Genomic DNA, 26,551 nt, shown 5'->3' on the forward strand with positions numbered 1-26,551 from the left:
CAAGATTAGTCGCCAAGCAGGTCCGGCCGGACACGCCTCGTCCGTTCGACGCTCTGTTCGTGCCGCCAAGCGTCAATCGCGGCGTGGTTTCCAGACAGCAGCACGTCGGGGACGCGGCGGCCGCGCCATTCGGCTGGCTTCGTGTAGCTCGGGTACTCGAGCAGGCCCGACTCGTGCGACTCCTCGACAAGGCTGTCGGGGTTTCCGACGACGCCCGGGAGCAGCCGACCGATTGCCTCGATCATCGCGATCGACGCGACCTCTCCCCCGTTCAGCACGTAGTCGCCGATGCTCACGAGCCGCACGCGGCCACGCTCGGCGTACTCGTCGAACACGCGCTGGTCGATGCCCTCGTAGCGACCGCAGCCGAACACGAGGTGGTCCTCGGTGGCGAGCTCGCGGGCCATCGCCTGGGTGAACACGTCGCCCGCGGGCGACGGGAAGATGATGAGCGGCTCGGCCGCGGGCGCCGATTGCGCATCCGCGAGGATGCCGTCAATAGCCTGCCCCCAGGGCTCGGGCTTCATCACCATCCCGGCGCCGCCGCCAGTCGGCGTGTCGTCGACGGTGCGATGCTTGTCGTGGGCCGACTCGCGAAGGTCGTGCACGTGCAGGTCGATGAGGCCGCGGTCGCGTGCCTTCCCCATGAGCGAGAGCTCAAGTGCGTCAAAGTAGCCGGGGAAGATCGTGACGACGTCGATCCTCACGCGCCCGCCCCCGGGTTCTGGGTGCCGTCCTCGATCGCGCCGTCCCCGAACAGGCCTGCGGGCGGCGTCATCGTGACAATACCGGCCTCGAGGTCAACCGACGGCACAATCGCCTCGACGAAGGGGACGAGTACGACGCCGTTCGGGGTCTGCACAGCGAGCAGATCCTGGGCCGGGAAGTGCTGCACCTCGGCGACGGTCCCGAGTTTCTCGGTGCCGCCGTCCTCGCGGGGCTGCACGACGTCGAGGCCGACGAGCTCGTGGGCGTACCACGCGTTCTCTTCAGAGCCTGCGGCGACGGCGTCCTCATCGATCCAGAGGATTGCACGAACGATGCTTTCGACCGCGGTGCGATCGGGCAGCTCCACGAAGAACCCAACGGGCATGCTGTTGAACCAGCGCAGCTCGCGCAGCTCAATCGTCTGCCCGAACCAGGGAGAATCTTCGGGGACCTGCAGGTGAAACTTCGCGCCGGGAACAAACCGGAGATCCGGGTTGTCCGTGAACATCTCAAGTTTCACACCGCCCTTGAGCCCGTGGGGCTTCGTCAGGCGTCCGACACGCAAACTCCCCGCCCCGCTAGCGGGACGGGGAGCCTGCGCACGCTTTGGAGCGTCTGCCATATCAGCCGGCCTCAGGTGCGTCGGTGTCGACGATATCCACCCTGACGCGCTCGCCCGAAGCGAGTGCGGAGATCACCGTGCGAAGCGCCTGGGCGGTGCGGCCGCTGCGGCCGATCACACGCCCAAGGTCCTCGGGATGCACGCGGATCTCAAGGGTCTCGCCACGGTTTCCCGCGCGCTGGGTGATGCGCACCTCGTCCGGGTGGTCAACGACCCCGCGGACGAGATGCTCAAGCGCATCAGCGAGCACCATCTCAGCCAAGAGCCTTAGGCCTCGGTCGACTCAGCAGCGGCCTCTTCGGCCGGTGCCTCGGTCTCGGCGGGAGCCTCTGCGGCCTCCTCGGCGGGAGCCTCTGCGGGCTTCTCAGCCTTCGGGCGAACGACGGACTTCTTCTTCGCGTCAGCCTCGAAGACTTCCTTCGCCTCAGGTGCGAGCACCTTCGACTCGGTCGAGCCCTCGCCGGTGAACTTGCCCCAGTCGCCGGTCAGCTTGAGCAGCGCGGTGACCTGCTCGGTCGGCTGTGCGCCAACGCTGAGCCAGTACTGCGCGCGATCCGAATCGACCTCGATGAACGAGGGGTTCTCGGTCGGGTGGTACTTGCCGATCTCCTCGATGACGCGGCCGTCGCGCTTGGTGCGCGAGTCGGCAACGACGATACGGTAGAACGGTGCGCGGATCTTGCCGAGGCGCTTGAGGCGAATCTTTACTGCCATGTGCTGGCTCCTTCAGGTTGGGTTACATGTGACGCCGCGCTCCCAGTGGGACCGAAACGGTCTCTGGCGCGGAAGCCTGGCACGCATTACGCGAACTAGCCAAGTTTGCCACACGACGGCCGGAATTGCAATTTTTGATGGGATCAGGGGTTTTGCAGCAATGATCTCTGGGCAGGCCGCAGCCGCGGCCCGTTAGCGGGCCGTGATCCCCCGCATCCACGCCTCGACGCCGGCCGCGTCGATGGGCAGCGCGTCCGAGATCACCTCGTTGCCGGTTTCGGTGACGACGAGGTCGTCCTCGAGCCGCACTCCGATGCCGCGCAGCTCGGGCGGCACGGTCTCGTCCCACGCGTGGAAGTAGAGGCCCGGCTCCACGGTGAGGGCCATCCCGGTCTGCACGGTGCCGCCAAGGTACGTCTCGTACCGCGACGAATCGCAGTCGTGCACGTCGAGGCCGAGGTGGTGGCCGACCCCGCAGACAATGTAGCGGCGGTGGTGCTGACCGTCGGCGGAGAGCGCCTCGTCGACCGAGACGGGCAGCATCCCCCAGTCGTGGAGCCCCTCGGCGAGCACTTCCATGCAGGCCGCGTGGAAGTCCGCCCAGAGCCGGCCAGGCTGGACCGCCGCGAGGCCCGCGCGGTGCGACCGCTCAACGAGGTCGTGCACCTGGCGCTGCGCCTCCGAGAAGGTGCCGCTCGCCGGCAGCGTGCGGGTGACGTCCGCGGTGTAGCCGGAGCGCATCTCGACGCCCATGTCGAGCAGCAGCAGCTCGGCCGGGTCGACCTCGCCGTCGGCGCGCACCCAGTGCAGGATCGGCGCGTGCGCGCCGGAGCCGACGATCGTCGCGTAGCCGGGGGCCTGGCCCACCGTGCGCGCGTGGCGGTCGAACGTGCCCTGCAGCCAGCGCTCGCCCCCCGCCGCGATAGCGTTCGGGATCTCGCGGGCGACGGCGGCGAAGCCGTCGATCGTAGCGAGGTTCGCGGCGCGGAGCTGCCCGATCTCCCAGGCGTCCTTGATCTGGCGGAGCTCGGAGAGCACCGTCGCCAGCCGCGCCGAGCGCGCCCGGCCCGCGAGCGCGGCGCCCGCGCCGCGAGCGACAACCGCCGCCCCAGCAATGAGCGCATCGTCGGCGATCCCCGCGTCCGCGAGCTCCCCGATCGGGCGCACGGCGACGTCGAGCGCCGAGGCGACCTCGGCGACGCCGGCGAGCGGACCGACCCAGAGCTCGCCGTGGTTCGCGTCGGCGTGGAATGCCTTGCTCCCCGGGCGCGCCGGCGGCGTGATGTACAGCGTCGCGTCGTGGCCGCCTGCGACGGGGCGCATCACGAGCACGGCGTCCTCGATGCCGGTGCCGACGGTCCACAGGAAGTCGCTGTCGGCGCGGAACTCGAAGTAGGTATCGTTCGCGCGCAGCTGCGAGCGGCCCGCCGCGATAACGAGGGTCTCCCCCGCGAGCTCGGCGGAGAGCCTCGCGCGGTGGTCAGCGGCAGCGGCGGCCGCCCCGGGCTCGACGGCGAGCTCGCGCGCGGCGTCGCCCCACCCCTCGGCCATCCACGTCGTGAAGCCAGCGGCCTCACTGAGCAGCGGCATGCGCGGGTCGCGGCGGGTGGCGCGGGAGTTCGGCATGCCGGATTCCCAGTCGACGACGGTGACGGTGAGGCCGAGGCCGCTGAGCGAGGGGCCATCGTGGTGGTGCGTCATGTGCATTCCTTTCGGGGAGCATGGGCGGGGCCGGCCAGTCGCGACGCGACGTGCCGGCCCCGCGTGAGGAGGTTAGTCGCGGCTGCGGGCGGTGCTTCCGAGGCGCTGCTCGAGCGCGGTGAACAACCGTTGGGCGACGTTTCCGAGCCGCAGCCCGTCGTGCTCGAACTCGTTCGTCACCCAGGCGTGAACGCCGGCGACGCGGGACGCGGTATCGAGCGAGAGCTGCGCGTCGACGTACATGTCGTCGTAGTAGACGGCGGCCTCGACGGGCACCTCGTTGCGGGCGAGCCGCTCGTGGTCGTACGTCGCGATCGGCTGCTCGTGCGCGGCGAGGTGTTCGACCGCGGCCTGGAAGGCGCGGAGCCCCGAGATCTCCTCGAACATCCACGGAAAGACAGTCTCGCCGGTGAAGTTCAGCGGCCTGGCAGACTCGGCGAACTCGGGGCGCGCGTCGCGCTCGCGTTGCGCGGCCCACGAGCTCGGGCCCGGCCCGTAGATCGCCTCCTGCAGCGCGATGAACAGCGGGTTCGTGTGGAACCCCGTCTCCGCTTCGACGGTGGCGAGGAACGTGTCGGACAGCCGGGTCTCTGCCTCGTCCGCGAACGCCTCGTCGAAGATCCAGTGCACGCGATCGAATCCCGGCTTCATGCCGAAGTCAAGGCCGAGCGTCTGCAGCCTGCGCACGGTGAGCCTGTCGCCGCCCGGGAGCCGCACGTCCTCGCGCTCGAGTAGGTCGGCGACGCGCGCGATCCTGTCCACGAGGTGCGGGTGACGCTCGCGGAAGACGCGGTTCTTCTCGGCGATGCGCGGGAACGTGCGCGAGTAGACAACCGCGGGGTCAGGATCGATGCTCGGCAGCCCGCCGGTGATCGCCGACGCGACGACCGACTCCGGGAAGTGCGAGAGGTACTGCAGCGTGAGGAACCCGCCGTAGCTCTGCCCCAGGGTCCACCACTGGCGCCCCGTGAAGTGCTGCTCGCGCAGCGCCTCGAAGTCGCGCACGATCGAGTCCTGGCGATGCAGTGCGAGCAGGCGCGCCCCCGCGGCCGCGTCGCGGCCCGCGAAGTCGGCAGCGCCGAGTGGGGTCGACCGGCCGGTGCCGCGCTGGTCGGGCAGGATGACGCGGAAGCGGGTCACCGCGTCGCCGATCCAGCCGTCGGCGTCGAGCGGCCTGGGCGACTTCCCGCCGGGCCCGCCCTGCAGGAACACGAGCAGCGGCAGATCCGCGTCGCGGTTCGCGGCGCTTACGACCTCGCGCGCGAACACGCGGATCGTCTCGCCATCAGGCTCGTTCCAGTCGAGCGGCACCGTGACCCACAGGTCGCGGCCGGTGAGGCGATCTCCGATGGGATACCAGTCGGTCATTTCCGGGCAGTCCTTACTCTCGAATCCAGCAGTGCGTACAGGGTGTCGACGATGAGGTTCGACAGCACGACGAACAGCCCGCCGAGCAGCACGATCGCAATCACGACCGGGCGATCCTGCATCGCGACGCTTGTCACGGCGAGCGAACCGACTCCGGGGAGCCCGAACACCTGCTCGATGACAATCACGCCTGCGAGGAGCATACCGATGTCGATGCCGAGCTGCGTGACGAGCGGCGGCATGGCGGAGCGGAACGCGTGCACGTAGGTCACGCGCTGCTCGGTGATGCCCTTGGCGCGGGCGGTGCGAATGTAGTCCTGGCCGAGCACGTCAAGCATCTGGCCGCGCGTGAGCCGCGCGTACACCGCGGCGGTGACGAGCGCGAGGGTGACCCACGGGAGCACGAGGTGCCACGCCCACTGCCCCGGGTTCTCGCTGAACGGCACGTACCCTGACGGCGGGAAGAGCGTGACCCCCATCTTCGTCGGCAGGAAGTAGAGCGTGTACAGCGCGATCATGCCGAGCACGAACGTCGGGAAGCTGATCCCGATGATCGCGAACCCCTGACCGACGCGGTCGCGCACGGTGCCGGGGTGCTTCGCCGAGCCGATACCGATCGGGATGCCGATCGCGAGCCAGACGATAACCGCGCCGAACACGAGCGACATCGTCACCGGGATGCGCCGCACGAGCAGGTCCCAGACCGGCAGGTTCGAGCGGTACGAGAAGCCGAGGTCACCCTGCAGCAGGTTCCCGAGGAACATGAAGTACTGCTGGATCATCGGCTTGTCGAGACCGAGGTTCACGCGGATCTGCTCCATGAGCGCCTCGGTCGCCTTATCGCCGGCGATGATGCGCGCGGGATCCGAGGGCGAGACGTAGAACAGCACGAACACGAAGACGCTGAGCAGGAACAACACGAGCGCGCCGAAGCCTACCCGTGAAAGGAAATAGCGGATCATGCTTTCTTCCCCTTCGTGGAAGTCGGATCGAGTGCGTCGCGCAGCCCGTCGCCGAGCAGGTTGAACGCGAGGGTGAGCGCGAGCAGGGCGAGGCCAGGGACGAGCACCATCCAGGGCGCGACCATGTACATCGAGCCGTTCGCGGCGTCGGCGAGCATGTTGCCCCAGCTCGGGGTCGGCGGCACGATGCCGAGCCCGAGGAACGACAGCGTCGCTTCAAAGACGACCGCGGCGGGGATGCCGAGCGTCGTGTACACGATGATCGGCACGACGAGGTTCGGCAGGACGTCGCGGAACATCATCGAGAACCGCGATTCGCCGAGCGAGCGGGCCGCCTCGATGTACTCGCGTTCCCGGATCGCGAGCACCTGTCCGCGGATCACGCGGGCGAGGCCGGCCCAGCTGAAGAACACGATCACGACGATCGAGAGGCCGAGGCTCGGGCCGAGCACCGCGACGAGCGCGATCGCGACGAGTAGGAACGGGACGCTCATGACGAGGTCGATGATCCGGCTGAGCAGCGTGTCGACCCAGCCGCCAAAGAACCCGGCGGTGGCGCCGATCACGACGCCGATCGCGGAGGCGATGAGGGAGGCGACGACGCCAACAAGCAGCGACACCCTGGCGCCGTAGGCGAGCCGCACGAACACGTCGCGACCGAGCTGGTCGGTGCCGAGCAGGAACTCTGCCGACGGCCCGACGGGGATGCCGGCGGCCGAGAGTCCGGTCTCGCGGAACTGCTCGGTCGGTCCATGTCCCGTCCACTGCGCGATGAGCGGCGCGCAGATCGCAAACGCGACGATGGCGAGGATCACGATCGCCGAGACGACGCTCGCCGGGTCGCGAACCAGCCGGGCCATCGTGAGCTGGGCCGAGCTCTTCGCCTGGATGTCGGCGGCTTTCTGCGCCGCGTAGCCCGGGGTCGTGATGAGCTTCGTGTCTTTCGAGAATACGCCGGTCACAGTGCGCCTCCAGCCGCTGAAATCAGGACCCGCTCGCGCTCGACGCGCGGGATCTCGGGTGCGGCGGCCGACAGCAGCTTCTTCGTGAAGGCCTGCTGCGGCTGCCCGTAGACGGTCTCCGCGGAGCCCAGTTCGATGATCTTCCCGCCGTCCATGACCGCGATCCGGTCGCAGACGTGGCGCACGACGGCGAGGTCGTGCGAGATGAACAGGTAGGTGAGCCCGAGCTCGCGCTGGAGTTCGTCGAGCAGGTTCAGCACCTGCGCCTGGATCGACACGTCCAGCGCCGACACCGGCTCGTCGAGGATGACGAGCTCCGGCTTCAGGGCAATCGCGCGCGCGATGCCGATGCGCTGCCGCTGGCCGCCGGAGAACTGCGAGGGGAACCGGTTGTAGTGCTCGGGGTTGAGCCCCACGATCTCCATGAGTTCCTGCACGCGGGCGAGCCTGTCGGCGCCGCTCGCGACCTTGTGAATCCTGAACGGGTCGCCGATGATCGATCCGACGCGGCGCTTCGGGTTCAGCGAGCCGAACGGGTCCTGGAACACCACCTGGACCTTGCGGCGCATCTGGCGCCACTCGGCGTCGGTGAGGGCGGCCGTGTCCGCGCCATCGAACCTGATGACGCCCGCAGTCGGGGCGTTCAGGCCGGCGATCGTGCGCGCGAGCGTGGTCTTGCCGCAGCCCGACTCCCCCACGAGCCCGAGGGTTTCGCCGCGCCTGACCTGGAGCGAGATGTCCTCGAGCACGGTTCGCGCCTCGCCGCGGCGCTGCGGGAACGCGACCGACAGGCGCTCGACCTCGACGATGGCATCGTCGCTCGAGGCAACGATCTCCGCGGGCGGCAGCTCGGGCGCTGGCGGCTCGATCGGCGGCGTCGTGAGCCAGCAGAGCGACTCGGTGCCGTCGTCGTACTTCTGGAGCGGCGGGGCCTCGCCGCAGATGTCCATCGCGTTCGGGCAGCGGTCGCGGAACACGCAGCCGGCCGGCGGGCTGAGCAGGCTCGGAGGCCGGCCGCCGATCGGGATGAGCGGCGTTCCCGGCGCGCGGTTGAAGGAGGAGGATCGCAGCAGCCCCGCCGTGTACGGGTGGGCTGGGTTGCCGAGCACATTCTCGCTCGTGCCGACCTCGAGCTTCCGACCGCCGTACATGACCATGACGCGGTCAGCGACGCGCGAGAGGATCCCGAGGTCGTGGGAGATCATGAGCACCGTCGCCCCGAAGTCTTCGCGCATCTCGGCGAGGAGGTCGAGGATCTGGGCCTGGACGGTGGAGTCGAGCGCCGTCGTCGGCTCGTCGGCAATGATGAGCGCGGGGTTCAGGGACAGGCTCATCGCGATCATGACCCGCTGGCGCATGCCGCCCGAGAACTGGTGCGGGTAGGCGTCGAAGCGCGCCTGCGCGTCGGGGATCCTGACCTTCTCGAGGAGCTCGATCGCGCGCGCCTTCGCCGCCTGCTTCGAGACGTTCTCGTGCGCGCGGATCTGCTCGACGATCTGCCAGCCGATCGTGTACTGCGGGTGCAGGCTGGAGAGCGGGTCCTGGAAGATCATGCTGATCTCGGCGCCCCGCTTCTTGCGGAGGCCCTCCGGCGAGAGGGAGAGCAGGTCCTCCCCCTTGAAGAGCACCTCGCCCGAGCGCTTTGCCTGCGGGATGAGGCCCATCACCGACTGCACGAGCACAGACTTGCCCGAGCCGGATTCGCCGACGATGCCGAAGAACTCGCCCTCGCCAACTGTAAATGAAACGTCCTGCACGGCATGCACCGCGCCGTCTTCTGTCGGAATGTCGATCACGAGATTCCGCACATCGAGTATTGCCACTCGTACTCCCAGGTTGTGGTGTGCAAAGAAGGTGTGGGGAGGGCCGCGGAGCGTCCGCCGCCCTCCCCCGTTGTGCTCCCTACTGCTTGAGCCAGACGTTGGCCCAGTCACCGTTCTGCGCGAGCGCGTAGATCTCGAAGTTCTGGACGCGATCCGAGTGGTAGTTCGCCTTCTTGCGCGAGACGATGCTCACGATGGGCGACTCCGCCATGACGGTCTTGTCGACCTCGTGCCAGAGCTTGCCTGCCTCCTCGGGCGTCGCAGCAGCGAGCGCCTGGTCGGCGAGCTCGTTCGCCTTGTCGCTGTTGAAGTCGACGTAGTTGTACGCCTGCGGCGTGCCGTCGAACGAGAACTGCGGCTGGAACACGGAGCGCGCCGCCCCGCCAACCCAGTCCGGCGACCAGCCGACGAGCGCCACATCCCACTTGCCGCCCGACGCGTTCTCGCGGTTCGTCATGAAGTTCGCGTAGTAGTCGGTCGGCGGGACCGGGAACAGCTCGACGGTGATGCCCGCGGCCTCGAGGCTCGCCTGCACGGTCTGCGCGATGTCGGGCTGCGTGCCAACGTTGCGGTACGGGAACTTCAGGGTGAGGTTCTCGACGCCCGCCTCCTTGAGCAGCTCCTTCGCCTTCTCGGGGTCGGCCTTGCCGCTCTCGTCACCGTAGAGGCTGAAGTCCTCGTAGCCGTTGATGCCGGGGCCGAAGATGCCGTTCGTCACCGAGGCGATGTCCTCGCCGCCCATGACCTGCACGACGGCGGGCTTGTCGATCGCGTACTGGATCGCCTGGCGGACCTCGAGCTTCTGCAGCGCGCCGCCGTTGTTGTCCGACGCGGTGTTGAACCACATGAACTGGTCGATGCCGCCGTTCTCCATCGTGGTGAACTTCTCGTCGTTGGCCGCGGTGAGCTGCTGGATGTTCGCGGGGCTCGGGCTGAGGTCGAAGAGCATGTCGGCCGAGCCAGCCTGGAGCTGCTGCATCGCCGCGTCACCCTCGACGCCCATGGTCATCTCGATCGTGTCGACGTACGCCTTGCGGAGCGGATCGCTGTCAGCGTTCCACGACTCGTTGCGCACGAACTCCCATTTCACGTCGGGGGTGTACGACGCCACCGTATAGGGGCCGGACGCGACGAAGTTCTCGCGGTACTCCGGCGAGTCGGGCAGGTAGTCGAGCACCTCGACGGGGGCCGGGTTCGCCGTCGGCAGGCTCAGCATGGAGGTGAAGTCCGAGGCCGGCTCGACGAGGGTGAAGACGACCGTCTGGTCGTCGGGGGTCGCGATACCGGAGATGTCGTTGGACTCGATGTAGTCCTTCATCGCGGCGGGCTCCGCAGCCACCCCGGCGAAGCCCTCGCAGTACTCGGCCATGCCGTCGATGAGGTTGATGAAGTAGCCGCCGAGCGCCGCACCGATGTGCGGGTTGCAGATGCGCTCGATGCCGCGGGCGACGTCGCCGGCGACGATCGGGCGAGCGCCGTCTGGCGCGTCCCAGGTGACGCCGTCGCGCAGCTTGATCTCGTAGGTGAGGCCGTCCTCGGAGGCGGTGGGGACCTCGGTCGCGAGGTCGCCAGTGAGTTCGATGCGCTCGTCGACGTCGTTCGAGGAGACGTAGCTAAGCAGCGAGCGAGAGATGGAGCGCACGACGCTGTTCACCGGCACATAGGCCGTGAGCTGCGGGTCGAGCCTGTCGACGTCGCCCTGCGCGAGGACCTTCAGCGTGCCGCCGGTCTGGGCTTCGCCGCCGCCCGCACCGCCGTCCCCGCTGCCGCCGCCGCTTGCGCACCCGCTGAGCACCAGCATCGCGGCGGCGCCGAGCGCGACGCCTGAGAGTATCTGTTTCCGAGCCATAAGAGTCACCTTTGAATCGCTGAGAGGCTAACGATGCGCCCGGCGGGCGCACAGGACACGAATCGCATCCCGTGTGACATTGTACATGTCATCGTGTGCATGTCACCTGAATGTGCGCATGTTGCACGTATATATACGCAGCACAACGCCAGCCGTACCGACCCGAGCGGCGGAACCTCGCGCTCGGCGCGGCGCGGCGCTTGGCCCGGGCTCGACACGACGGAGCGCGCCAGGCGCGGCGGACGAGCACGCCCGGCGTGACCGGCTACCGGTCGAGCCACCACCCGAGCACGAACGGGTACGTGAACATGAACACGACGCCGACTCCGATGAGCACGCCGCTCCACACGCCCGAGCGCCGGCGGAGCCTGCGGCCCTGCGGCGCGACCTGCATGCGCGGTTTCGAGGCGCGCGGGTCCGAGTACGTCTTCGCCTGGTGCCCGAGCTCCTCCCCGATCAGCTCGGCGAAGTACAGCAGCGCAGTGGTTTCCCGCCGGTCGGACGCCGCGCGAAGGCGGGTCGACGCGAGCTGCAGGGTATCGTCGATGACCTCGATGTCCCAGCGTCGACCGTGGTCGATGAGGCAGGCCATGACGTCAGGCGTCAGCAGCTCGAGCGCGTCGCGCTCATAGCCCTCGGGAACGTACACCGTGAAGTACCTGTCAAAGTCGCCCTCGAGCGAGACCCGCTGCGATCCAGGCAGGAGCGAGCGCAGACTCCCGTTGCCGCGCGCGTCGATCACCAGGTGCGGCAGCGCGCGCGGCAACCGCAGCGACAGGTAGCGGAAGCCATTGCGCGGGCCCTTGGGGTCGCTCTTGTCGCCCTGAAACGAGGCCTTCCCGAGCTGCAGCTTCGGTTCGAGCCCGTTGCGCCCCGACCAGAGCACGAACTCGGTGCGGAACAGCGGTTTTGGTGGCGTCGCCCCGACGGGCGGCCGCACCCTGGCCGGGTCCGTGCGGCCCGGTAAGCGCTCGGCGAAGAAGATGCCGAGCGTCGGTGACGCGAAGCCGAACCGCGAATAGGTCAGCCCGACACGCGCCGCAAAGTCCGAGAACGCGATCCCGCGCTTCGTGTCGAGCGGCATGGAGATCATGATCCAGCCGAACAGCCAGAGCAGGATCGCGACGAAGAAGCACACGACGGTCGACAGCGGGCGTACCCACTCGATCCAGCTCGGCAGTTCGATCGGCGCGGGCCACTCAAGGTTCAGCGCGGCCCAGAGCAGCGTGACGGGCACCGCGAGCACGACGAGGCCCGCGCCCTGCGCAGCCTGCCGGAAGACGCGCGGATCCTCCTCGCGCACGCGCGCCCAGGAGACGCGTCCCGGCCACAGCGACTCGAGCTGCGCGAGTCGCCCGCCGCGGTCGACCGCGCCAGGGCGCTCCGTCACCTAGCGGAGCCCACCGCCGAGCATCTGCTGCAGCTTCTCCATCTCCTCGGGGCTCGGCGCGCTCGCGGCGCCGCCCTTCCCGAGACCGAAGCCTGAGCCGCCCTGCGGTGCGGGAGCCTCGGCCGGCGTGAGCGCACGCTTCGCGGGGTTGCCCGAGCGCTTCGCGCCCTTGCCCTTCTGCTGCTGCTTCTTCTTGCCGCCGTGCCCGCCCATGCCAGGGATCGGCCCCATACCGGGGATCTGCGGCATGCCGCCGCGGGCGACGGTCTTCATCATCTTCGCGGCCTGCTCGAAGCGCTGCACGAGCGAGTTCACGTCCGTGACAGTCATGCCAGAGCCCTTGGCGATACGCAGCCTGCGCGAGCCGTTCAAAATCTTCGGGTTCTGGCGCTCCTCCATCGTCATCGACTGGATGATCGCCTCGGTGCGCACGATCTCGCGCTCGTCGAAGTTGTCGAGCTGGTCCTTCATCTTGCCCATGCCCGGGAGCATGCCCATCATCTTCTTGATGGAGCCCGCGCCGCGCAGCTGCTGCATCTGGCCGAGGAAGTCGTCGAGGGTGAACGCGTCCTTCGCGATCTTCTCGGCGACCTTCTTCGCCTCGTCCTCATCGAACGCGGTCTGCGCCTGCTCGATGAGGGTGAGGATGTCGCCGAGGTCGAGGATGCGGCTCGCCATCCGGTCGGGATGGAAGGGCTCGAAGTCGTCGAGGCCCTCGCCGGTCGACGCGAACAGGATCGGGCGACCCGTCACGCCGCGGATCGAGAGCGCGGCGCCGCCGCGCTGGTCGCCGTCGAGCTTCGTAAGCACGACGCCAGTGAAGTCGACGCCCTCCTGGAAGGCCTGCGCGGTCGCGACCGCGTCCTGGCCGATGAGCGAGTCAATGACGAACAGGACCTCGTCGGGATCGATCGCCTTGCGGATGTCGCGCGCCTGCTTCATGAGCTCGGCGTCGACGCCGAGACGGCCGGCGGTATCGACGATGACGAAGTCGTGCTGCGCGCGTTTCGCCTCGGCGACGCCGTTCTTCGCGACCTTCACTGGATCGCCGACGCCGTTACCCGGCTCCGGTGCGAAGATCGCGACGCCGGCCTGCTCGGCGACAACACCGAGCTGCGTGACGGCGTTCGGGCGCTGCAGGTCACACGCGACGAGCAGCGGCGTGTGCCCCTGGTTCTTCAGCCACTTCGCGAGCTTGCCGGCGAGCGTGGTCTTGCCGGCGCCCTGGAGGCCAGCGAGCATGATCACCGTCGGCGGGTTCTTCGCGAACTGCAGTCGACGCTGGTCGCCGCCGAGCACCTCGACGAGCTCCTCGTTGACGATCTGGACGACCTGCTGGGCCGGGTTGAGTGCGCGGTTCACCTCGTCGCCGAGGGCGCGCTCGCGCACCTTCCCGGTGAAGTCCTTCACCACGTCGAGCGAGACGTCGGCCTCGAGCAGGGCGCGACGGATCTCGCGGACCGTGCCGTCAACGTCAGCCGCTGAGAGCTTGCCCTTCGACCGGAGGTTCTTGAAGGTGTCGGTAAGCCGCGAGGAGAGGGTGCCGAAAGTAGCCATAGTGCGAACAGTCTACCGCGCCGCGACTCTCACAGCGCCCTCCCCCTCGCAGGATTACTTGTATTCGTAGAAGCCGCGCCCCGAGCCCTTACCCAGGTAGCCCTTGTCGATGTAGTCGCGCTTGATGATCTCGGCGAATTCGCGCTTGATCGGGTCGTCGCTGCTGGCGTTGAGGTAGTACGGGGTCATCATGCCGACGACGTCGAAGATCTGGAACGGCCCGGAGGGTGCCCCGGTCGCGATCCGCCACGTGTTGTCGATGTCCTCGGGGCTCGCGATGCCCTTCACGAAGAGCTGCGCTGCGGCGTCGAGGAACGGCACGAGCAGCGAGTTCAGCACGTAGCCCGGCTGCTCCTTGTGGATCCGCACGGGGACCATGCCGATCTCGGCAGCGAACGCCGCGACAGCCTCGAACACCTCGGGATCGGTGCCCTCGTGGCCCATCACCTCACCGACGTTGAACTTCCACACCTCGTTCGCGAAGTGCAGGGCGAGGAACTTCTCGGGACGGCCGGTGAACGGCGCGATGTCGCTCGGAAGGAGCGTCGACGAGTTCGTCGCAAAGATCGTGTCCGCTGGCGCCACGGCGGCGACGGCCTCCCACGTCTGCTGCTTGATGTCGAGGCGCTCGGGCACGGCCTCGATCACGATGTCCGCGTCCTTCATCGCGTCGGCGAGGTCGGCCGTCGCGCGAATGCGGGCGACCGCAGCGTCGAGTTTCTCGTCGGTCGCGTCGGCGAGGTCGCGGCGGTAGGCGTCCTTCAGGTACTCCCACCGCTCCGGGAGCTTCGCCAGAATCTCATCGTTGATGTCGTACGCGACGACGTCCTTGCCCATGTACGCAGACTGGAAAATGATCTGCGAACCGAGGACGCCCGTACCGAGGACGGTGAGATGTTGCATAGCAGTAGCCTTTCTCGAGAGGCACCCCGCTCATCCGGGGCGCATTCCGGTCCGGCGGCCGCGTGAACTGGCCGGCCGTCAGGCCTTACTCATAAGCGTAACAAAGCTCCCTCCCCGGCAGGCGGGGTTTCGCTCCGAGCACAGTGAGGCCCTCGGGCGCCCTAGGGAACGAGCTGCGCCGCGAACACGTGCGGCGTGAAGCCAGTCAAATCGCCGATGCCCTCGCCCTGGCCGACGAGCTTGATCGGCAGCTTCGTGTGCTCCTGCACGGCGAGCACAAAGCCACCCTTCGCGGAGCCGTCGAGCTTCGTCAGCACGAGCCCGGTGACTCCGGCGTGCTCGATGAACGCCTGCGCCTGCGCGAGCCCGTTCTGGCCCGTCGTCGCGTCGAGCACGAGCAGCACCTCGGACACGGGCGCGAGCTTCTCGATCACGCGCCGGATCTTGCCGAGCTCGTCCATGAGCCCGCCCTTCGTCTGCAGCCTGCCCGCGGTGTCGATGATCGCGATGTCGAGATCCTCATCGATCGCCCGCTGCACGGTCTGGAACGCGACGGACGCGGGATCCTGACCCTGCTGTTGCGGCTTCACGATCGCGACGCCGGCGCGCTCCGCCCAGGTCGCGAGCTGCTCGACGGCCGCCGCGCGGAACGTATCCGCCGCGCCGACGATGATCTTCTTGTCGAATCGCGTGAGGTAGTTCGAGAGCTTGCCGATGGTCGTGGTCTTGCCGACCCCGTTCACACCGACGACGAGGATCACCGCCGGGCGGTCGGTGAGCTTCAGGGTCGGATCGAACGCGGCGAGGCGCTCCTCGAGCACCTCGCGCAGGATCCGCTTGAGCTCCTTGACCTCGCTCACGCGGTGCCGCTCGACGGACTCGCGCACCTCCTCGAGGATCGAGTCCGCGATCTCCGGCCCGAAGTCCGCCGTGATGAGCGCGGTCTCGATGTCATCCCAGGTGTCGTCGGTGATCGTCTCCGACCCGCCGCCGAACACATTCCGAAACGCGCGCGAGAACGACCATGCCTTTTCTGCCATGCCTCAAGACTAGCGACAAGATCTCGCTCGGTTCGCGGTCGCGCGATGTTGCGTATCGGCAACGATGGCTCCGCAACGCCGCGAAACTCGCGCCCGAGCTCCCCCACCCTTGTATATTCAGGGTGACAGCAACGACGCTTGAATGAACGCGCAGGTGGCAACGCGCGGACCAATGGAGGTCAAGTGAACCACGGAATAATTCGCAGAGGCATGCTTTGGCGTGCCCCAGCTATCGCTCTCCTCGCCCTCATCCTGGGCTTTGTCGGACTGTCGCTGCAGGCGCTACCCGCGCACGCGGCGACGTGTGTCCCCGACGCGACGACCGGCTGCGTGCAGGGAATCGTGAAGACGAGCGCCGGCGATCCGGCGAGCGGCGTCGGGCTCACGCTCACCGGCAAGGGAGCGAGCGAAGACACCACAACCGACGAGAACGGCCGCTGGTCGTTCCCCATCACACAGGAGGGCACCTACGAGGTCGCGCTCGACACGGCGACGCTCCCCGAGGGCCAATTCCCGCGGGCGACAGACACCCGCTCCGTCGAGGTCGCGCTCTTCGAATCGGCGAGCGCACTCTTCCCCCTCACCGACGATCCAGACGCGGCGGCGACGCCGACCGCGCCCGGCTCCGGCGAGACTGCCGGGTCAGGATCGGGTGAGGCGACGCCCGGCGACGACGAGGCGACCACCACGACGAAGCCGAGCGCGACGAACGCGTTCTCGTGGCCGCGCTTCTGGCAACAGGCCGCGTCCGGGCTCCGAATGGGCCTGCTGCTCGCGCTCGGCGCGGTCGGGCTCTCGCTCGTGTTCGGCACGACCGGGCTCTCGAACTTCGCGCACGCGGAGATGCTCTCGATGGGCGGCATCCTTGCCTTCCTCGCGATGCAGCTCACCGGCAACATCTGGCTCTCGGGCGCCCTCGTCGTGGTCGTGATGGCCGCGTTCGGCTGGGTGCAGGACGCGGTGCTCTGGAAACCGTTGCGAAAACGCAGACTCAGTCTGACCCAGATGATGATCGTCTCGATCGGCTTCTCGATCGTGCTGCAGAACATCTTCCAGTTCTTCTTCGGCGCGAACATCCTGCGGATCGACCCCTCAACGCCGAAAACCGTGACACTGGCCGGCATCACGCTCACCGTGCAGTCCTACGTCGCCATGGGAATCGCGCTCGTCGCGATCATCGCCGTCGCGCTCGTCATGAAGTACACGCGCTTCGGTCGCGCAACCCGCGCCGTGGCCGACAATCGGCCGCTCGCTGAGGCCTCTGGCATCGATGTGGATCGCGTGATCCGCTCCGTCTGGACCGTCGGAGTCGCCCTCGCAGGCCTCTCGGGCGTGCTACTCGGCCTCGTGCTCAACGGCATCGCGTGGAACACCGGATGGCACTACCTGCTGCTCCTGTTTGCCGCGGTCATCCTCGGCGGCATCGGCACGACCTTCGGTGCCATCGTCGGCGCACTCATCATCGGCCTCGTCATCGAGATGGCCAACATCTGGCTGCCCGGCGACCTCAAGCACGCCGCCGCGCTGCTCATCCTCATCGTGGTGCTGCTGGTGAGGCCGCAGGGCCTCTTCGGGCGCAAGGAACGGATCGGATAACCTCATGGAATTTTGGACCGGACTCCTGCAGGCAATGCTGCAGACTGCGCTCTCCCCCGTCACCGCGGCGTTCGTTATCGCCGCGATCGGGTTGAACATCCACTTCGGATTCACCGGGCTCATGAACATCGGGCAGGCGGGCTTCATGCTCGTCGGCGGATACGGCTTCGTGATCTCGGTCATGAACGGGGTGGGACTGTTCCCAGCGATCCTGATCTCGATGGCGGCTTCGGCGCTGTTCGCGTTACTGCTCGGCATCCCGACCGTGAAACTCCGCGGGGACTACCTCGCGATCGTGACGATTGGCGCGGCGGAGATCCTCCGCATGACCGCGCGGCTCGCGAACATCAGCCACATTACGGGCGGCCCGAGCGGCATCCAGAGCACGCGCTTCCGCGAGCAGTTCAACGCCCTCTCCCCACTGCCCGAGGGGCGCACCTCGTTCCTCGGCCTGAACTACTTCAACACTGGCGTCGACGACTGGTGGTCACGCATCGTCGCATGGGCGCTCGTCGCTCTCTTCCTGCTCATTACGTGGCTGCTCATCCGCAGCCCGTGGGGTCGTGTCTTGAAGGGCATCCGTGAGGATGAGGACGCGGTGCGCAGCCTCGGCAAGAGCCCGTTCTCATACAAGCTGCAGGCGCTGATGATCGGCGGCGTGATGGGCGGCTTCGGCGGCATCGTGATGTCGCTGCCCGCAACAATCAACCCCGACGGAATGTCGCGCGCGACCACGTTCAACCTGTGGATGATCCTGCTGCTCGGCGGCGCCGCGACGATCCTCGGTCCGCTCCTCGGCGCGATCCTCTTCTTCGTCGTGCGCCTCGTCATCACGAGCGTCGCCTCGGAATTCGTGCCGGCGAGCGTGCTCAACGCGCAGCAGGCCGAGATCCTGGCATGGATCCTCATCGGGTTCATGCTCATGCTGCTCGTGATATTCAGACCGCAAGGCATACTCGGAAACAAGAAGGAGTTGGCCTTCAATGACTAGTTACCCATACGACCGCGCGGAACTCCGCGCGAGCCTGGCCCAGATCGAGCAGCGGCCCGGGGCGCCGAAGCCGGACCCGATCCTCGTCGCCGACAACGTCGTCCGCCGGTTCGGCGGAATGACGGCCGTCGACGTCGACCACGTCGAGGTGCAGCGTGGCGCGATCACCGCGCTCATCGGGCCCAACGGAGCGGGCAAGACCACCTTCTTCAACCTCCTCACCGGGTTCGACAAGCCGACACCGGCGACTGGCCGCGACAAGGCCAGCTGGTCGTTCAACGGCAAGTCGTTCACCACGACGAGCGCGACGAAGGTGGCGCGATCCGGGATGATCCGGACGTTCCAGCTCACCAAGGCGCTCACCAGGATGACTGTGCTCGAAAACATGCTCATCGGGGCGGCGAACCAGCCCGGCGAGAATCTGTTCGTCGGGCTCGTGAAGCCGCTCTGGGCGAAGCGCGAACGCGAGAACGTTGAGCGCGCAGAGGAGCTCCTCAAGCGGTTCAAGCTCGACGCAAAGCGCAACGATATGGCAGGCGGGCTCTCGGGCGGCCAGAAGAAGCTCCTGGAGATGGCGCGCGCGCTGATGTCGAATCCCTCGATGATCATGCTCGATGAGCCGATGGCTGGCGTGAATCCCGCGCTGACGCAGAGCCTGCTCGAGCACATTGAGCAGCTCCGCGACGACGGCACCACCGTCCTGTTCGTCGAGCACGACATGCACATGGTCCGGCACATTTCCGACTGGGTTGTGGTGATGGCCCAGGGCAGGATCATTGCTGAGGGACTGCCGGAAGACGTCATGACAAGCCCAGCCGTGATCGACGCGTACCTTGGCGCGCACCACGACCAGGATCTCGGCGACGTCATCAACACGCAAATGATGCGCGCCATCGAGGACGAGATCAAGGAGGAAGCGCGATGACTGACACACTCGCTACACCCGAGCCGCCCACTGCAAGCGCACACACTGGCGGCGTGAGCGTTCCGTCGGAGGAGCTCGTCCTCGAGGCGACCAATCTCGTCGCGGGCTACCTCCCGGGCATCAACATCCTCAACGGCTGCAATATCTCCGCCCACAAGGGCGAACTCGTCGGGATCATTGGGCCCAACGGATCGGGCAAGTCAACGCTGTTGAAGTCGCTGTTCGGGCTCGTTGACATCCGTGACGGGTCCGTGGCACTGAACGGTGAGGACGTCACCAAGTCCAAGACAACGGAACTCGTGCGCAAGGGGGTCGGCTTCGTCCCGCAGACCAACAACGTGTTCCAGACGCTGTCGATCGAGGAAAACCTGCAGATGGGCCTCTTCCTGAACCCGAAGCGGTTCGCGAGTCGCGTGGCCGAGATCTGGGACCTGTTTCCGATGCTCGCCGACCGGCGCAAGCAGCTCGCCGGCTCACTATCTGGCGGCGAACGCCAGTCCGTCGCGATGGCGCGGGCCCTCATGACCGAGCCCAGCGTGCTGCTGCTGGATGAGCCGAGCGCTGGGCTCTCCCCCGTCCGACAGGATGAGACCTTCATTCGGACGCGGCAGATCAATCAGACCGGCGTGACGATCGTGATGGTCGAGCAGAATGCGCGCCGTTGCCTGCAGATTTGCGATCGCGCGTACGTGCTGGATCAGGGAACAAACGCGCACCAGGGCACGGGTCGCGAACTCGCGAATGATCCAAAGGTGATCGAGTTGTATCTCGGCACACTCGCCACCGACGTCGACGCGAAGCGCGCGGAGACGGGTGCGATTCCGGTCAACGGTGTGGACGGGGATCGATAGCCGACGCCCCGAACAGCGTACCTGTACGCCCAAGTAGGCCGGCGCGACGACAAGACACGTGTCCGTTGCGCCGGCCAGGGGCGGCTTCCTCGCGTTCCTTTAGGAGTCCTCCGCCAACCATGACCGCCAGAGCGGCACGGCCATGAACTGATATTCACTCATCGCCCTGATGAGCTCTACCCGCGCCCTGCCGGGCATCAACTGCTCGGGCAGCACTGGGTCTTGCAGGATCAACGAGATCGTGTCTCTGCCCAACAATAACGTCTCCCGAACCGCATCGTCTCGCGTCAGCATCCCAACTGCCGCAGCACTCCGGGAAAGATCGACGCGACGAGCGTCCAACTCGTCGGCGATACCTACTGGATCCCAGAGTTGTGATGCCCTGGCGTGCAATAACTCAGCGAACGGCGCAGCTAGGAAAACCGAGGCAGCGGGCGCAAGCCCCAGTCCAATGAGCTGCCTGGTAGCCCCGTCTAGACCATTTGGACGATTGTTTGGGCGTATCTGAAGCCCTTTTCCCAGAGACCGAAACCCAGACAACTGAAGTGCCCTCTGGTGTGTGCGCCAAACTGCCTTGTCAGACCGCAACACGTCCCCGTCGTGCACGACGACCCAGTCGCGCCGCCACGCAACTAGCTCTTGGCCATGCCGCCTCCATGCAGCAACTCGTTTGGACAGCTCTGATGGATCCTCCGGCGGTGCGTACACGCCACGCCGCACTCGGCGAATCTTTCCTTCCTCGACCAGCCGAGTGAGCGTCACCCGGACTGTCGTTTGACCAACACCGAACACTTCCCCAGCCCGGCACAGTCCTGACACGGTCACTTCCCCTCCATGTGTTCCGATCAGGTCGAGTAGCAGTGATGGCGTGGAGACTGTCATCCCTATTTGTTACATGAAGTGGCGACAATTGCGCAACATTTGAACGATGAGTACCGTGCAAGGACCACCCTCTAACGCAGCCGCGCTGTTCCTGGCATGACTGCAATCGATTTGCCACCGCAAGGAGCCCGCATGGATTTCATTCGCATAACGAACGAAGGACCCGTCCGAATTCTCACGTTCAACCGCCCCGACGTGCGGAACGCAGTGCACCGGCCGATGGCTTCGGAGATCACGACGGCTGTTAACGAATTTGAGGCTGACGACTCCGCTCGGGTCCTGATCCTCACCGGCACCGACGGCACGTTCTGCGCGGGAGCCGACCTCGCCGCAATAGAGAACCCAACTCTCCGAAACGAGGTTACTTCCGCGGGCGACGGCCCCGGCCCCATGGGGCATACTCGCCTGCCTATACACAAACCAGCCATTGCCGCGATCGAAGGACACGCGGTAGCGGGTGGGCTTGAGCTCGCACTACTGGCCGACCTTCGCATCATGGCCGAAGATGCGATACTCGGGGTGTTTTGCCGGAGATTCGGCGTACCTTTGATCGATGGCGGCACGGTTCGCCTGCCGCGCATCATCGGTCTTGGCAGGGCGCTAGACCTTATTCTTACCGGCCGCCCAGTCGGCGCCGAAGAAGCACACAACATCGGACTTGCAAACCGTGTCACCAAACGAGGTGAGAGCCTCCGCGCGGCACTTGAGCTCGCGCATACTCTCGCGGCGTTTCCACAAGAATGCATGCTTACCGATCGAGCATCCACGTACGACGGGCTGGATCAACCTCTTTCGACAGCACTCCGGAACGAAGGCCGCCTGGGCGCAGGAATTGCGTCCGGTGAGGGCGTTGAAGGGGCTCGACGCTTCCTGTCGGGAGAAGGCCGCCACGGAGTATTCCCTTTTGCAGACACCGTCAACCAAACCTAGCCAAAACCGCAGAATCCGCCGGGCCCAAGAATGCGCCTTTAGCGGAGCTGTCCCTTTTCATACAGATAGGACCTCAAAATGCCAGCACTCGGAGGCGCAATGGCGCGCCAGCCACTGACCGTCGAACTCATCGCACGCGGCGCTCTGCACCATGCAGACAGAGTAGCGGTTACGTTCGGCACAGAATCACTCACAGTCAAACAAGTGGACGCCGCAAGTTGGCAGTTGGCACGCGCCATGCTCACGACACCAGGAATCGCCGCGGGAACGCCCGTTGGGCTCCTCCTCGACAACGGACTTGCTAGCGTCCCAATGGACTTTGCCTGCGCTCGGGCTGGCATCAACCGTGTACCGCTCAACTCTCGGCTTTCGGTCACAGAACACGCACAGATGCTCGACGAGGTGCAAGTACGTCACATTGTCGTCGGCCCCGGGCTAGAGGAACACGCGCTGCAACTTACCGAACACCTCCCCGACCTGAAATTGATGAGCCTAGGAAGCTCGATGCCGAAAGCTGTTCCACTCGGAGAAGCCGCCGCCAAAGAGTCGGTCGCTCCCTTTGAGCGTTCTGTGGATCCAGATGAAGTCATCCTCACTCTGTTTACCTCGGGCACTACCGGAACGTTGAAGGCAGCGCGCCATACGCAGGCCAGCTACGCATCTGTTGCTCGCAACGTCATGCTCAACCTCCTCGACCCGAACCCCGAGGACGCCATGCTGCACGCGGCATCGCTCATTCACGCGAGTGGTGTTTTTGTGCTTCCATTCTGGTTGCGGGGTGCGCGAACCGTGATCCATTCAGGCTTTGATCCGGAGGCTTTCCTCAACGCGCTGATGGCGGAGCGCATCACGGCGATAAATCTTGTTCCCACTATGCTCGCCGCGTTACTTGACCATCCTAATTTTCAGTCAACCGACGTGAGCTCGCTGCGCAACGTCATCTATGGCGCTTCTCCAATGCCCCCGAAGCTTCTTGAACGCGCCATGGATGCATGGGGCAGCCATCGATTCTGGCAGTACTACGGTCAAACTGAGGCCCCGCTCTGCATCGCCGTATTGCGACCGGAGGACCAGCGTCTCGCGCTATCAGGTGTGGCCGGAGTGCCTTGTCCCGACGTGGAACTGCGGATTCTCACGGCTGATGGTGACACTGCTCCGAATGGTGTGGTCGGGGAGATCGCTGTGCGCACTGCATCCGCGGTCGATGGCTATCACGATGCGCCCACGCTCACCGCTTCGACGTTTGCGGCCGACGGCTGGGTACGAACTCGCGACATCGGTGTCCTTGACGAGCGAGGTTTCTTGACGTTGAAAGACCGGACCTCGGACATGATCGTCACGGGCGGGTACAACGTGTATCCACTTGAGGTGGAGAACGCACTATCGGCGCACCCGCAGGTGCGAGAGTGTTGCGTGGTGGGAATTCCCGATGACCGGTGGGTCGAGGCCGTCGTTGCCGCAGTGGTTCTCCGAGGGGACGGCGACACCACAGAAGCAGAGTTGCAAGAATTTGTTGGCACCACCCTCGCGAGCTATAAGAAACCCAAGCGGATCGTATTTGTTTCGACGATACCCAAAACCGCAGTCGGCAAATTGAACAGACGCGTCTTGCGGGAAGAGTTGGGTGCCGTCCGCTAGCGGATACCGCGAGCGTCTACAGGCCATCCGCTGGAAACCCTCAGAACGCGTCTGGCTCCTCGTCGCGGGCTGTTCTGAATCGAACTCGGCTCGGCGGGCGCTCGATGTGCTCGGTCCCCGTCGGGCTGACCCATTTCAATACGCCGCCCGGCTGCTGCTCCACTTTCCAAGGTGAGTTATGTTTCAGCGTGTGGTGCCCCCGACAGAGGTGCGCGAGGTTGTCCGTGCGAGTCTCGCCGCCAATGACCGCCGCCTTCGTGTGGTCGAGGTCGCACTTACTCGCGCGAATCCTGCATCCAGGGGCGCGACAGTGTAGGTCGCGGGCGGCGAGCAGGCGGCGTATCTCTGCGCTCGGGCGGTAGCGGTCGACGCTGAGCACTGCACCATCAGGATCGACGGACACCGCGTCCCAAACGCGCTCTCCCCCGGCGAGTTCTCGGGCAGCGGTGCTCCCGATCGGGCCATATCCCACGAGCTCGGGAATCCCATCCGTGCGTCTGGCTTCTCCGCGTTCGCCGAGGGTGTGCGCTGGGATGATCACCTGGATATGCGCGCTCACTCCGATCCCGAGTGCGGGGCGGAGTTCGCCCGCAGCGCTGCCAGGTGAGCCTCCGATTGGCTCGTCACCGTCCGCAGGGTCGGGGGTGGCGCCAGCATCGGTTACGCCGCGCAAGAGTAAGTCGGCCATCACGTCGGCTTCAACCTGTGGCCGCTTGCGCGGTCGGGGGTCTTGCGCCTTCTCTGGGACGGCTGGACCACTCTTCGCTTCCAACAGCACCACGGACTTCGCGATCTGCCGGATCCGATCCCGAATGCCGTACGCCACCGCTGCAGGGAGATACGCTCGGAGTTCGGCCATGCCGTCGGGGAGGTCCGAAACGCACACGGATCGCCGAGCGGCGGCCTCTTCGTTGCGCGCGTCTTCGTTGAGTTCAGAGAATTCGAGCGCCAGTCGGCGCGCGATCGGGCGAAGTCTGTTGGATGGTTCGATCCGTGCGTGGTCGAGCACCGCCGTCTCGTACCGAGACCGTTTGATCGCGAGCGGACCGCTCGGCTCGAGGCCGAACGGCGCGCCTTCCTCAACAACGACACGCAGATTTGTCGAGTTGATCTCTCCAGCAAGGAGCACATTGACGGCGGAGCGGAAGAGCGTTCCCGCCAGGTGTGCAATGTTGAGCAGGCGTGCGGCCGCATACTCGCTGAGTTTGTAGCGGGCTGAGACCTCAAGGCGCAGGGAGCGGAAGGCAAACTCAAGGTCGCGGGACGGCGGGCCCGCAGGCGGCCCACACGTGCGTTCCATGAGGCGGCCAAGGGCGAGCAACTGCAGTCCCTCTGCCCGACGGGCAGAACCCACCGCGGAGTCGAGCGCTTGGAAGTCGCGGCGGTCTTTCGCGAGCGACGCGCGCCGCTGCAGTTCGTAGCCGGGCGTGACAAATGCGTCGTCGTCGCGGCTGGCAGACGGCTCAGGGGTACGGTCAGGCTCGTCGGCGTCTGGTGCGGGGTCGTTCATGGGACCAATGGCACAGCATCGTTCTGAGGCGTGAGCGGGTTCTCCACAGCTCAGCGAGGATCGCCGCGCAGACGTTGTTCCTGTCCCGCTGTGAGCGAAACAACGTCTGGTACCCGTACAAACGGCCGGTGGCCCCAACCCGAAACGGGTTGGGGCCACCGGAGCCGGAACGAAGGTGAATTAACCCTCGATCTCACCGACCGCGTTCGGCTTGTTCGCCTCGTCGTACCGGTAAATACCGATCAGCGCCGAGGAGGGCTCGTTCTTGTCAGTGAGCGGTCCGCCACCGGCGCGACCCTCATAGTGGATGTCCTTGTCATCCTCGAGCAGCGCGAGGCAGTCCTTGTAAGTGCTGCACTTTTCGCCACCGTCGGCACCGGAAACGGCCTGGAGGTTGTCACGGATCGCTGCCGGATCCGTGCTGCCAGCCTTCTGTGCTGCGAGCGCGACCAGCACAACCGCGTCGTACGACTCGGGTGCGAAGTTCGTGCTCTGCGTTGCAGTCTCGTCGGCGGCGACGAGCGCGTCGAGGAACTCTCCCTCGGAGGCACGGCCCGGCGTGGTGCCCTGAGCGCCCTTCAGCAGGCCTGCGTCGAACTCCTCGTACGGGACCGTGTTGCCGTCAACAAGGTACAGCTTCGACAGGTCGAAGCCCTGGGCTGCGAGCTCAGGGATAATCTGCTTCGCCTCCTCGTAGCTCACGATGGCAATCGCGTCAGGCTTCTTCGACAGCGCTGCCGTCACCTCTGAGGTGAACGTCGTCTGCCCCTCCGGGAACTCCTCGCCCGATCCCTTCGCGCCGTACACGAGCTCCGCGCCTGCCTCTTCCAGCGTCTCCTGGAAGTTGTCGCGGAGGCCGATGCCGTAGTCGTTGTTCTGCGCCAGCATCGCGACGGTCGAGTGGCCGTCCTGCAGCACGAGGTTGCCAAGTGCGCGTCCCTGAATGATGTCCGATGCGATCGTTCGGAAGTACAGGGGGTTGATGCCCGACATCGCGATGCCGGTGTTCGAGGGCGACCCCATGAGGATGCCAGCCTCGGTGAGCCTCGGCATTGCCGCGTTGGAGTTACCGGTGCCCATCGCGCCGAGCACAAACGACGGGTTGGCCTTGATGATCTCGTCGACGCTCTTATTGATGATCGTCGGGTCGGACGCATCATGCTCGTTGCCTTCGACGACGAGCTCGACGTCGGAGCCCAGCACGCCACCGGCAGCATTGATGTCTTCCATCGCCAGCTTCACCGCCGCGCGGGGCCCGAAGATCAGGTGCGCGAGCGTGCCGGTCTGGGGAAGCAGGGTGCCGATCTTCAGCGCGCCCGAGTCCCCCGAGGGTGTAGACGTGTTCTCTTCGGCAGGCTTGTCGGTACTCGATGTGCAGCCCGAGAGAGCGAGTGCTGCGCCGGCAACCAGAGCGATCGCGGCTGCAGTCTTCTTGGAGTAAACCTTCATTGGCTACGCCTTTCCATACGGTTTGGTACGTCCCCCCATTGGAACGGTACGTTCGTAGCGTATCGCCGCGTGACCGCGTTGTGTGGTTCTCCAGCCGCGCTGAGACAATTTTGTTAGATTCCGTCAATCACGCCGGGCGTAGCCAGCCCACTATGTGAACCTCACATCGTCAAGTGCTGC

General features: G+C 66.2%; 23 protein-coding genes. 6 read left to right on the forward strand and 17 right to left on the reverse strand.

Going from position 1 to position 26,551, the window contains the following annotated elements; genetic code table 11:
• Positions 1-5 precede the first annotated feature (5 nt).
• The 14 genes from trmD to ftsY all read right to left on the reverse strand — a co-directional run bounded on the left by trmD (position 6) and on the right by ftsY (position 15,599).
• Complete coding sequence (gene trmD, locus BJ960_RS08960) at positions 6-707, reverse strand: tRNA (guanosine(37)-N1)-methyltransferase TrmD (protein WP_185987034.1); 702 nt, start codon at positions 705-707, stop codon at positions 6-8.
• Positions 704-1,330, reverse strand: a complete 627-nt coding sequence (gene rimM / locus BJ960_RS08965; protein WP_121072301.1) for a ribosome maturation factor RimM — start codon at positions 1,328-1,330, stop codon at positions 704-706. The genes trmD and rimM overlap by 4 nt, the downstream gene beginning before the upstream one ends.
• A gap of 1 nt (position 1,331) precedes the next feature.
• On the reverse strand, positions 1,332-1,580 hold the full coding sequence (locus tag BJ960_RS08970) for an RNA-binding protein (RefSeq protein WP_121073434.1): 249 nt from the start codon (positions 1,578-1,580) through the stop codon (positions 1,332-1,334).
• A 17-nt stretch (positions 1,581-1,597) separates the two neighbouring features.
• Positions 1,598-2,044: a 30S ribosomal protein S16 gene (gene rpsP, locus BJ960_RS08975; protein WP_119283949.1), complete on the reverse strand. Its 447-nt coding sequence runs from the start codon at positions 2,042-2,044 to the stop codon at positions 1,598-1,600.
• Between the two features lie 192 nt (positions 2,045-2,236).
• Positions 2,237-3,745, reverse strand: coding sequence for an aminopeptidase P family protein (locus tag BJ960_RS08980; RefSeq protein ID WP_237463470.1), 1,509 nt, complete (start codon positions 3,743-3,745; stop codon positions 2,237-2,239).
• A 72-nt stretch (positions 3,746-3,817) separates the two neighbouring features.
• A complete protein-coding gene (locus BJ960_RS08985; protein WP_185987035.1) occupies positions 3,818-5,113 on the reverse strand; it encodes an alpha/beta fold hydrolase in 1,296 nt (431 codons plus the stop codon).
• Positions 5,110-6,075: an ABC transporter permease gene (locus BJ960_RS08990; RefSeq protein WP_185987036.1), complete on the reverse strand. Its 966-nt coding sequence runs from the start codon at positions 6,073-6,075 to the stop codon at positions 5,110-5,112. The genes BJ960_RS08985 and BJ960_RS08990 overlap by 4 nt, the downstream gene beginning before the upstream one ends.
• Positions 6,072-7,037, reverse strand: a complete 966-nt coding sequence (locus tag BJ960_RS08995) for an ABC transporter permease (protein ID WP_220663247.1) — start codon at positions 7,035-7,037, stop codon at positions 6,072-6,074. The genes BJ960_RS08990 and BJ960_RS08995 overlap by 4 nt, the downstream gene beginning before the upstream one ends.
• Positions 7,034-8,860 (reverse strand): ABC transporter ATP-binding protein, encoded by a 1,827-nt coding sequence (locus tag BJ960_RS09000; protein WP_185987037.1) that lies wholly within the window; start codon positions 8,858-8,860, stop codon positions 7,034-7,036. The genes BJ960_RS08995 and BJ960_RS09000 overlap by 4 nt, the downstream gene beginning before the upstream one ends.
• Before the next feature lie 79 nt (positions 8,861-8,939).
• Positions 8,940-10,709 carry an ABC transporter substrate-binding protein gene (locus tag BJ960_RS09005; protein ID WP_185987038.1) on the reverse strand — a complete coding sequence of 590 codons (1,770 nt, stop codon included), beginning with the start codon at positions 10,707-10,709 and terminating at the stop codon, positions 8,940-8,942.
• A gap of 265 nt (positions 10,710-10,974) precedes the next feature.
• Positions 10,975-12,099: a hypothetical protein gene (locus BJ960_RS09010; RefSeq protein ID WP_185987039.1), complete on the reverse strand. Its 1,125-nt coding sequence runs from the start codon at positions 12,097-12,099 to the stop codon at positions 10,975-10,977.
• Complete coding sequence (ffh, locus tag BJ960_RS09015; protein ID WP_185987040.1) at positions 12,100-13,656, reverse strand: signal recognition particle protein; 1,557 nt, start codon at positions 13,654-13,656, stop codon at positions 12,100-12,102.
• Positions 13,657-13,710: 54 nt separating this feature from the next.
• Entirely contained in the window at positions 13,711-14,559 is an 849-nt protein-coding gene (locus tag BJ960_RS09020; protein ID WP_185987041.1) for a 3-hydroxyacyl-CoA dehydrogenase, read from the reverse strand.
• Between the two features lie 161 nt (positions 14,560-14,720).
• Positions 14,721-15,599 carry a signal recognition particle-docking protein FtsY gene (gene ftsY, locus BJ960_RS09025; RefSeq protein ID WP_121072317.1) on the reverse strand — a complete coding sequence of 293 codons (879 nt, stop codon included), beginning with the start codon at positions 15,597-15,599 and terminating at the stop codon, positions 14,721-14,723.
• 210 nt (positions 15,600-15,809) lie between these two features.
• Between ftsY and BJ960_RS09030 the strand changes: the two genes are divergently transcribed.
• Genes BJ960_RS09030 through BJ960_RS09045 form a run of 4 tightly spaced genes read left to right on the forward strand, consistent with a single transcriptional unit; the run spans position 15,810 to position 19,962 of the window.
• The gene (locus BJ960_RS09030) at positions 15,810-17,195 is read left to right on the forward strand and encodes a branched-chain amino acid ABC transporter permease (protein WP_185987042.1); all 1,386 of its coding nucleotides are present in this window, start codon (positions 15,810-15,812) and stop codon (positions 17,193-17,195) included.
• A 4-nt stretch (positions 17,196-17,199) separates the two neighbouring features.
• Positions 17,200-18,186: a branched-chain amino acid ABC transporter permease gene (locus BJ960_RS09035; protein ID WP_119283959.1), complete on the forward strand. Its 987-nt coding sequence runs from the start codon at positions 17,200-17,202 to the stop codon at positions 18,184-18,186.
• Entirely contained in the window at positions 18,179-19,111 is a 933-nt protein-coding gene (locus tag BJ960_RS09040) for an ABC transporter ATP-binding protein (RefSeq protein ID WP_121072321.1), read from the forward strand. Before BJ960_RS09035 ends, BJ960_RS09040 begins: the two co-directional genes overlap by 8 nt.
• Positions 19,108-19,962 carry an ABC transporter ATP-binding protein gene (locus tag BJ960_RS09045; RefSeq protein ID WP_185987043.1) on the forward strand — a complete coding sequence of 285 codons (855 nt, stop codon included), beginning with the start codon at positions 19,108-19,110 and terminating at the stop codon, positions 19,960-19,962. Before BJ960_RS09040 ends, BJ960_RS09045 begins: the two co-directional genes overlap by 4 nt.
• Positions 19,963-20,061: 99 nt before the next feature.
• Here the strand turns inward: BJ960_RS09045 and BJ960_RS17370 are convergent, their stop codons facing one another.
• On the reverse strand, positions 20,062-20,844 hold the full coding sequence (locus tag BJ960_RS17370; RefSeq protein WP_185987044.1) for a type IV toxin-antitoxin system AbiEi family antitoxin domain-containing protein: 783 nt from the start codon (positions 20,842-20,844) through the stop codon (positions 20,062-20,064).
• Between the two features lie 132 nt (positions 20,845-20,976).
• On the opposite strand from BJ960_RS17370, the gene BJ960_RS09055 reads away from it, so the two are divergent.
• Together BJ960_RS09055 and BJ960_RS09060 are read left to right on the forward strand one after the other, a co-directional pair.
• A complete protein-coding gene (locus tag BJ960_RS09055; RefSeq protein WP_185987045.1) occupies positions 20,977-21,774 on the forward strand; it encodes a crotonase/enoyl-CoA hydratase family protein in 798 nt (265 codons plus the stop codon).
• Between the two features lie 78 nt (positions 21,775-21,852).
• A complete protein-coding gene (locus tag BJ960_RS09060) occupies positions 21,853-23,412 on the forward strand; it encodes a class I adenylate-forming enzyme family protein (protein ID WP_185987046.1) in 1,560 nt (519 codons plus the stop codon).
• 40 nt (positions 23,413-23,452) lie between these two features.
• Here the strand turns inward: BJ960_RS09060 and BJ960_RS09065 are convergent, their stop codons facing one another.
• Complete coding sequence (locus BJ960_RS09065; protein ID WP_185987047.1) at positions 23,453-24,922, reverse strand: HNH endonuclease signature motif containing protein; 1,470 nt, start codon at positions 24,920-24,922, stop codon at positions 23,453-23,455.
• Between the two features lie 180 nt (positions 24,923-25,102).
• Complete coding sequence (locus tag BJ960_RS09070) at positions 25,103-26,371, reverse strand: ABC transporter substrate-binding protein (protein ID WP_121072327.1); 1,269 nt, start codon at positions 26,369-26,371, stop codon at positions 25,103-25,105.
• Positions 26,372-26,551 lie beyond the last annotated feature (180 nt).

This window comes from Leucobacter aridicollis (assembly GCF_013409595.1).
Lineage (GTDB): Bacteria > Actinomycetota > Actinomycetes > Actinomycetales > Microbacteriaceae > Leucobacter > Leucobacter aridicollis.

Coding starts and splice junctions, on each gene's coding strand:
- BJ960_RS09040 (WP_121072321.1), top strand. CDS start 18,179: ATGACTAGTTACCCATACGACCGCGCGGAACTCCGCGCGAGCCTGGCC.
- rimM (WP_121072301.1), bottom strand. CDS start 1,330: ATGGCAGACGCTCCAAAGCGTGCGCAGGCTCCCCGTCCCGCTAGCGGG.
- BJ960_RS09035 (WP_119283959.1), top strand. CDS start 17,200: ATGGAATTTTGGACCGGACTCCTGCAGGCAATGCTGCAGACTGCGCTC.
- BJ960_RS09045 (WP_185987043.1), top strand. CDS start 19,108: ATGACTGACACACTCGCTACACCCGAGCCGCCCACTGCAAGCGCACAC.
- ffh (WP_185987040.1), bottom strand. CDS start 13,656: ATGGCTACTTTCGGCACCCTCTCCTCGCGGCTTACCGACACCTTCAAG.
- BJ960_RS09065 (WP_185987047.1), bottom strand. CDS start 24,922: ATGAACGACCCCGCACCAGACGCCGACGAGCCTGACCGTACCCCTGAG.
- BJ960_RS09030 (WP_185987042.1), top strand. CDS start 15,810: ATGCTTTGGCGTGCCCCAGCTATCGCTCTCCTCGCCCTCATCCTGGGC.
- BJ960_RS09070 (WP_121072327.1), bottom strand. CDS start 26,371: ATGAAGGTTTACTCCAAGAAGACTGCAGCCGCGATCGCTCTGGTTGCC.
- rpsP (WP_119283949.1), bottom strand. CDS start 2,044: ATGGCAGTAAAGATTCGCCTCAAGCGCCTCGGCAAGATCCGCGCACCG.
- BJ960_RS09060 (WP_185987046.1), top strand. CDS start 21,853: ATGCCAGCACTCGGAGGCGCAATGGCGCGCCAGCCACTGACCGTCGAA.
- BJ960_RS09055 (WP_185987045.1), top strand. CDS start 20,977: ATGGATTTCATTCGCATAACGAACGAAGGACCCGTCCGAATTCTCACG.
- BJ960_RS08980 (WP_237463470.1), bottom strand. CDS start 3,745: ATGACGCACCACCACGATGGCCCCTCGCTCAGCGGCCTCGGCCTCACC.
- BJ960_RS17370 (WP_185987044.1), bottom strand. CDS start 20,844: ATGACAGTCTCCACGCCATCACTGCTACTCGACCTGATCGGAACACAT.
- BJ960_RS08985 (WP_185987035.1), bottom strand. CDS start 5,113: ATGACCGACTGGTATCCCATCGGAGATCGCCTCACCGGCCGCGACCTG.
- ftsY (WP_121072317.1), bottom strand. CDS start 15,599: ATGGCAGAAAAGGCATGGTCGTTCTCGCGCGCGTTTCGGAATGTGTTC.
- BJ960_RS08990 (WP_185987036.1), bottom strand. CDS start 6,075: ATGATCCGCTATTTCCTTTCACGGGTAGGCTTCGGCGCGCTCGTGTTG.
- BJ960_RS09020 (WP_185987041.1), bottom strand. CDS start 14,559: ATGCAACATCTCACCGTCCTCGGTACGGGCGTCCTCGGTTCGCAGATC.
- BJ960_RS09005 (WP_185987038.1), bottom strand. CDS start 10,709: ATGGCTCGGAAACAGATACTCTCAGGCGTCGCGCTCGGCGCCGCCGCG.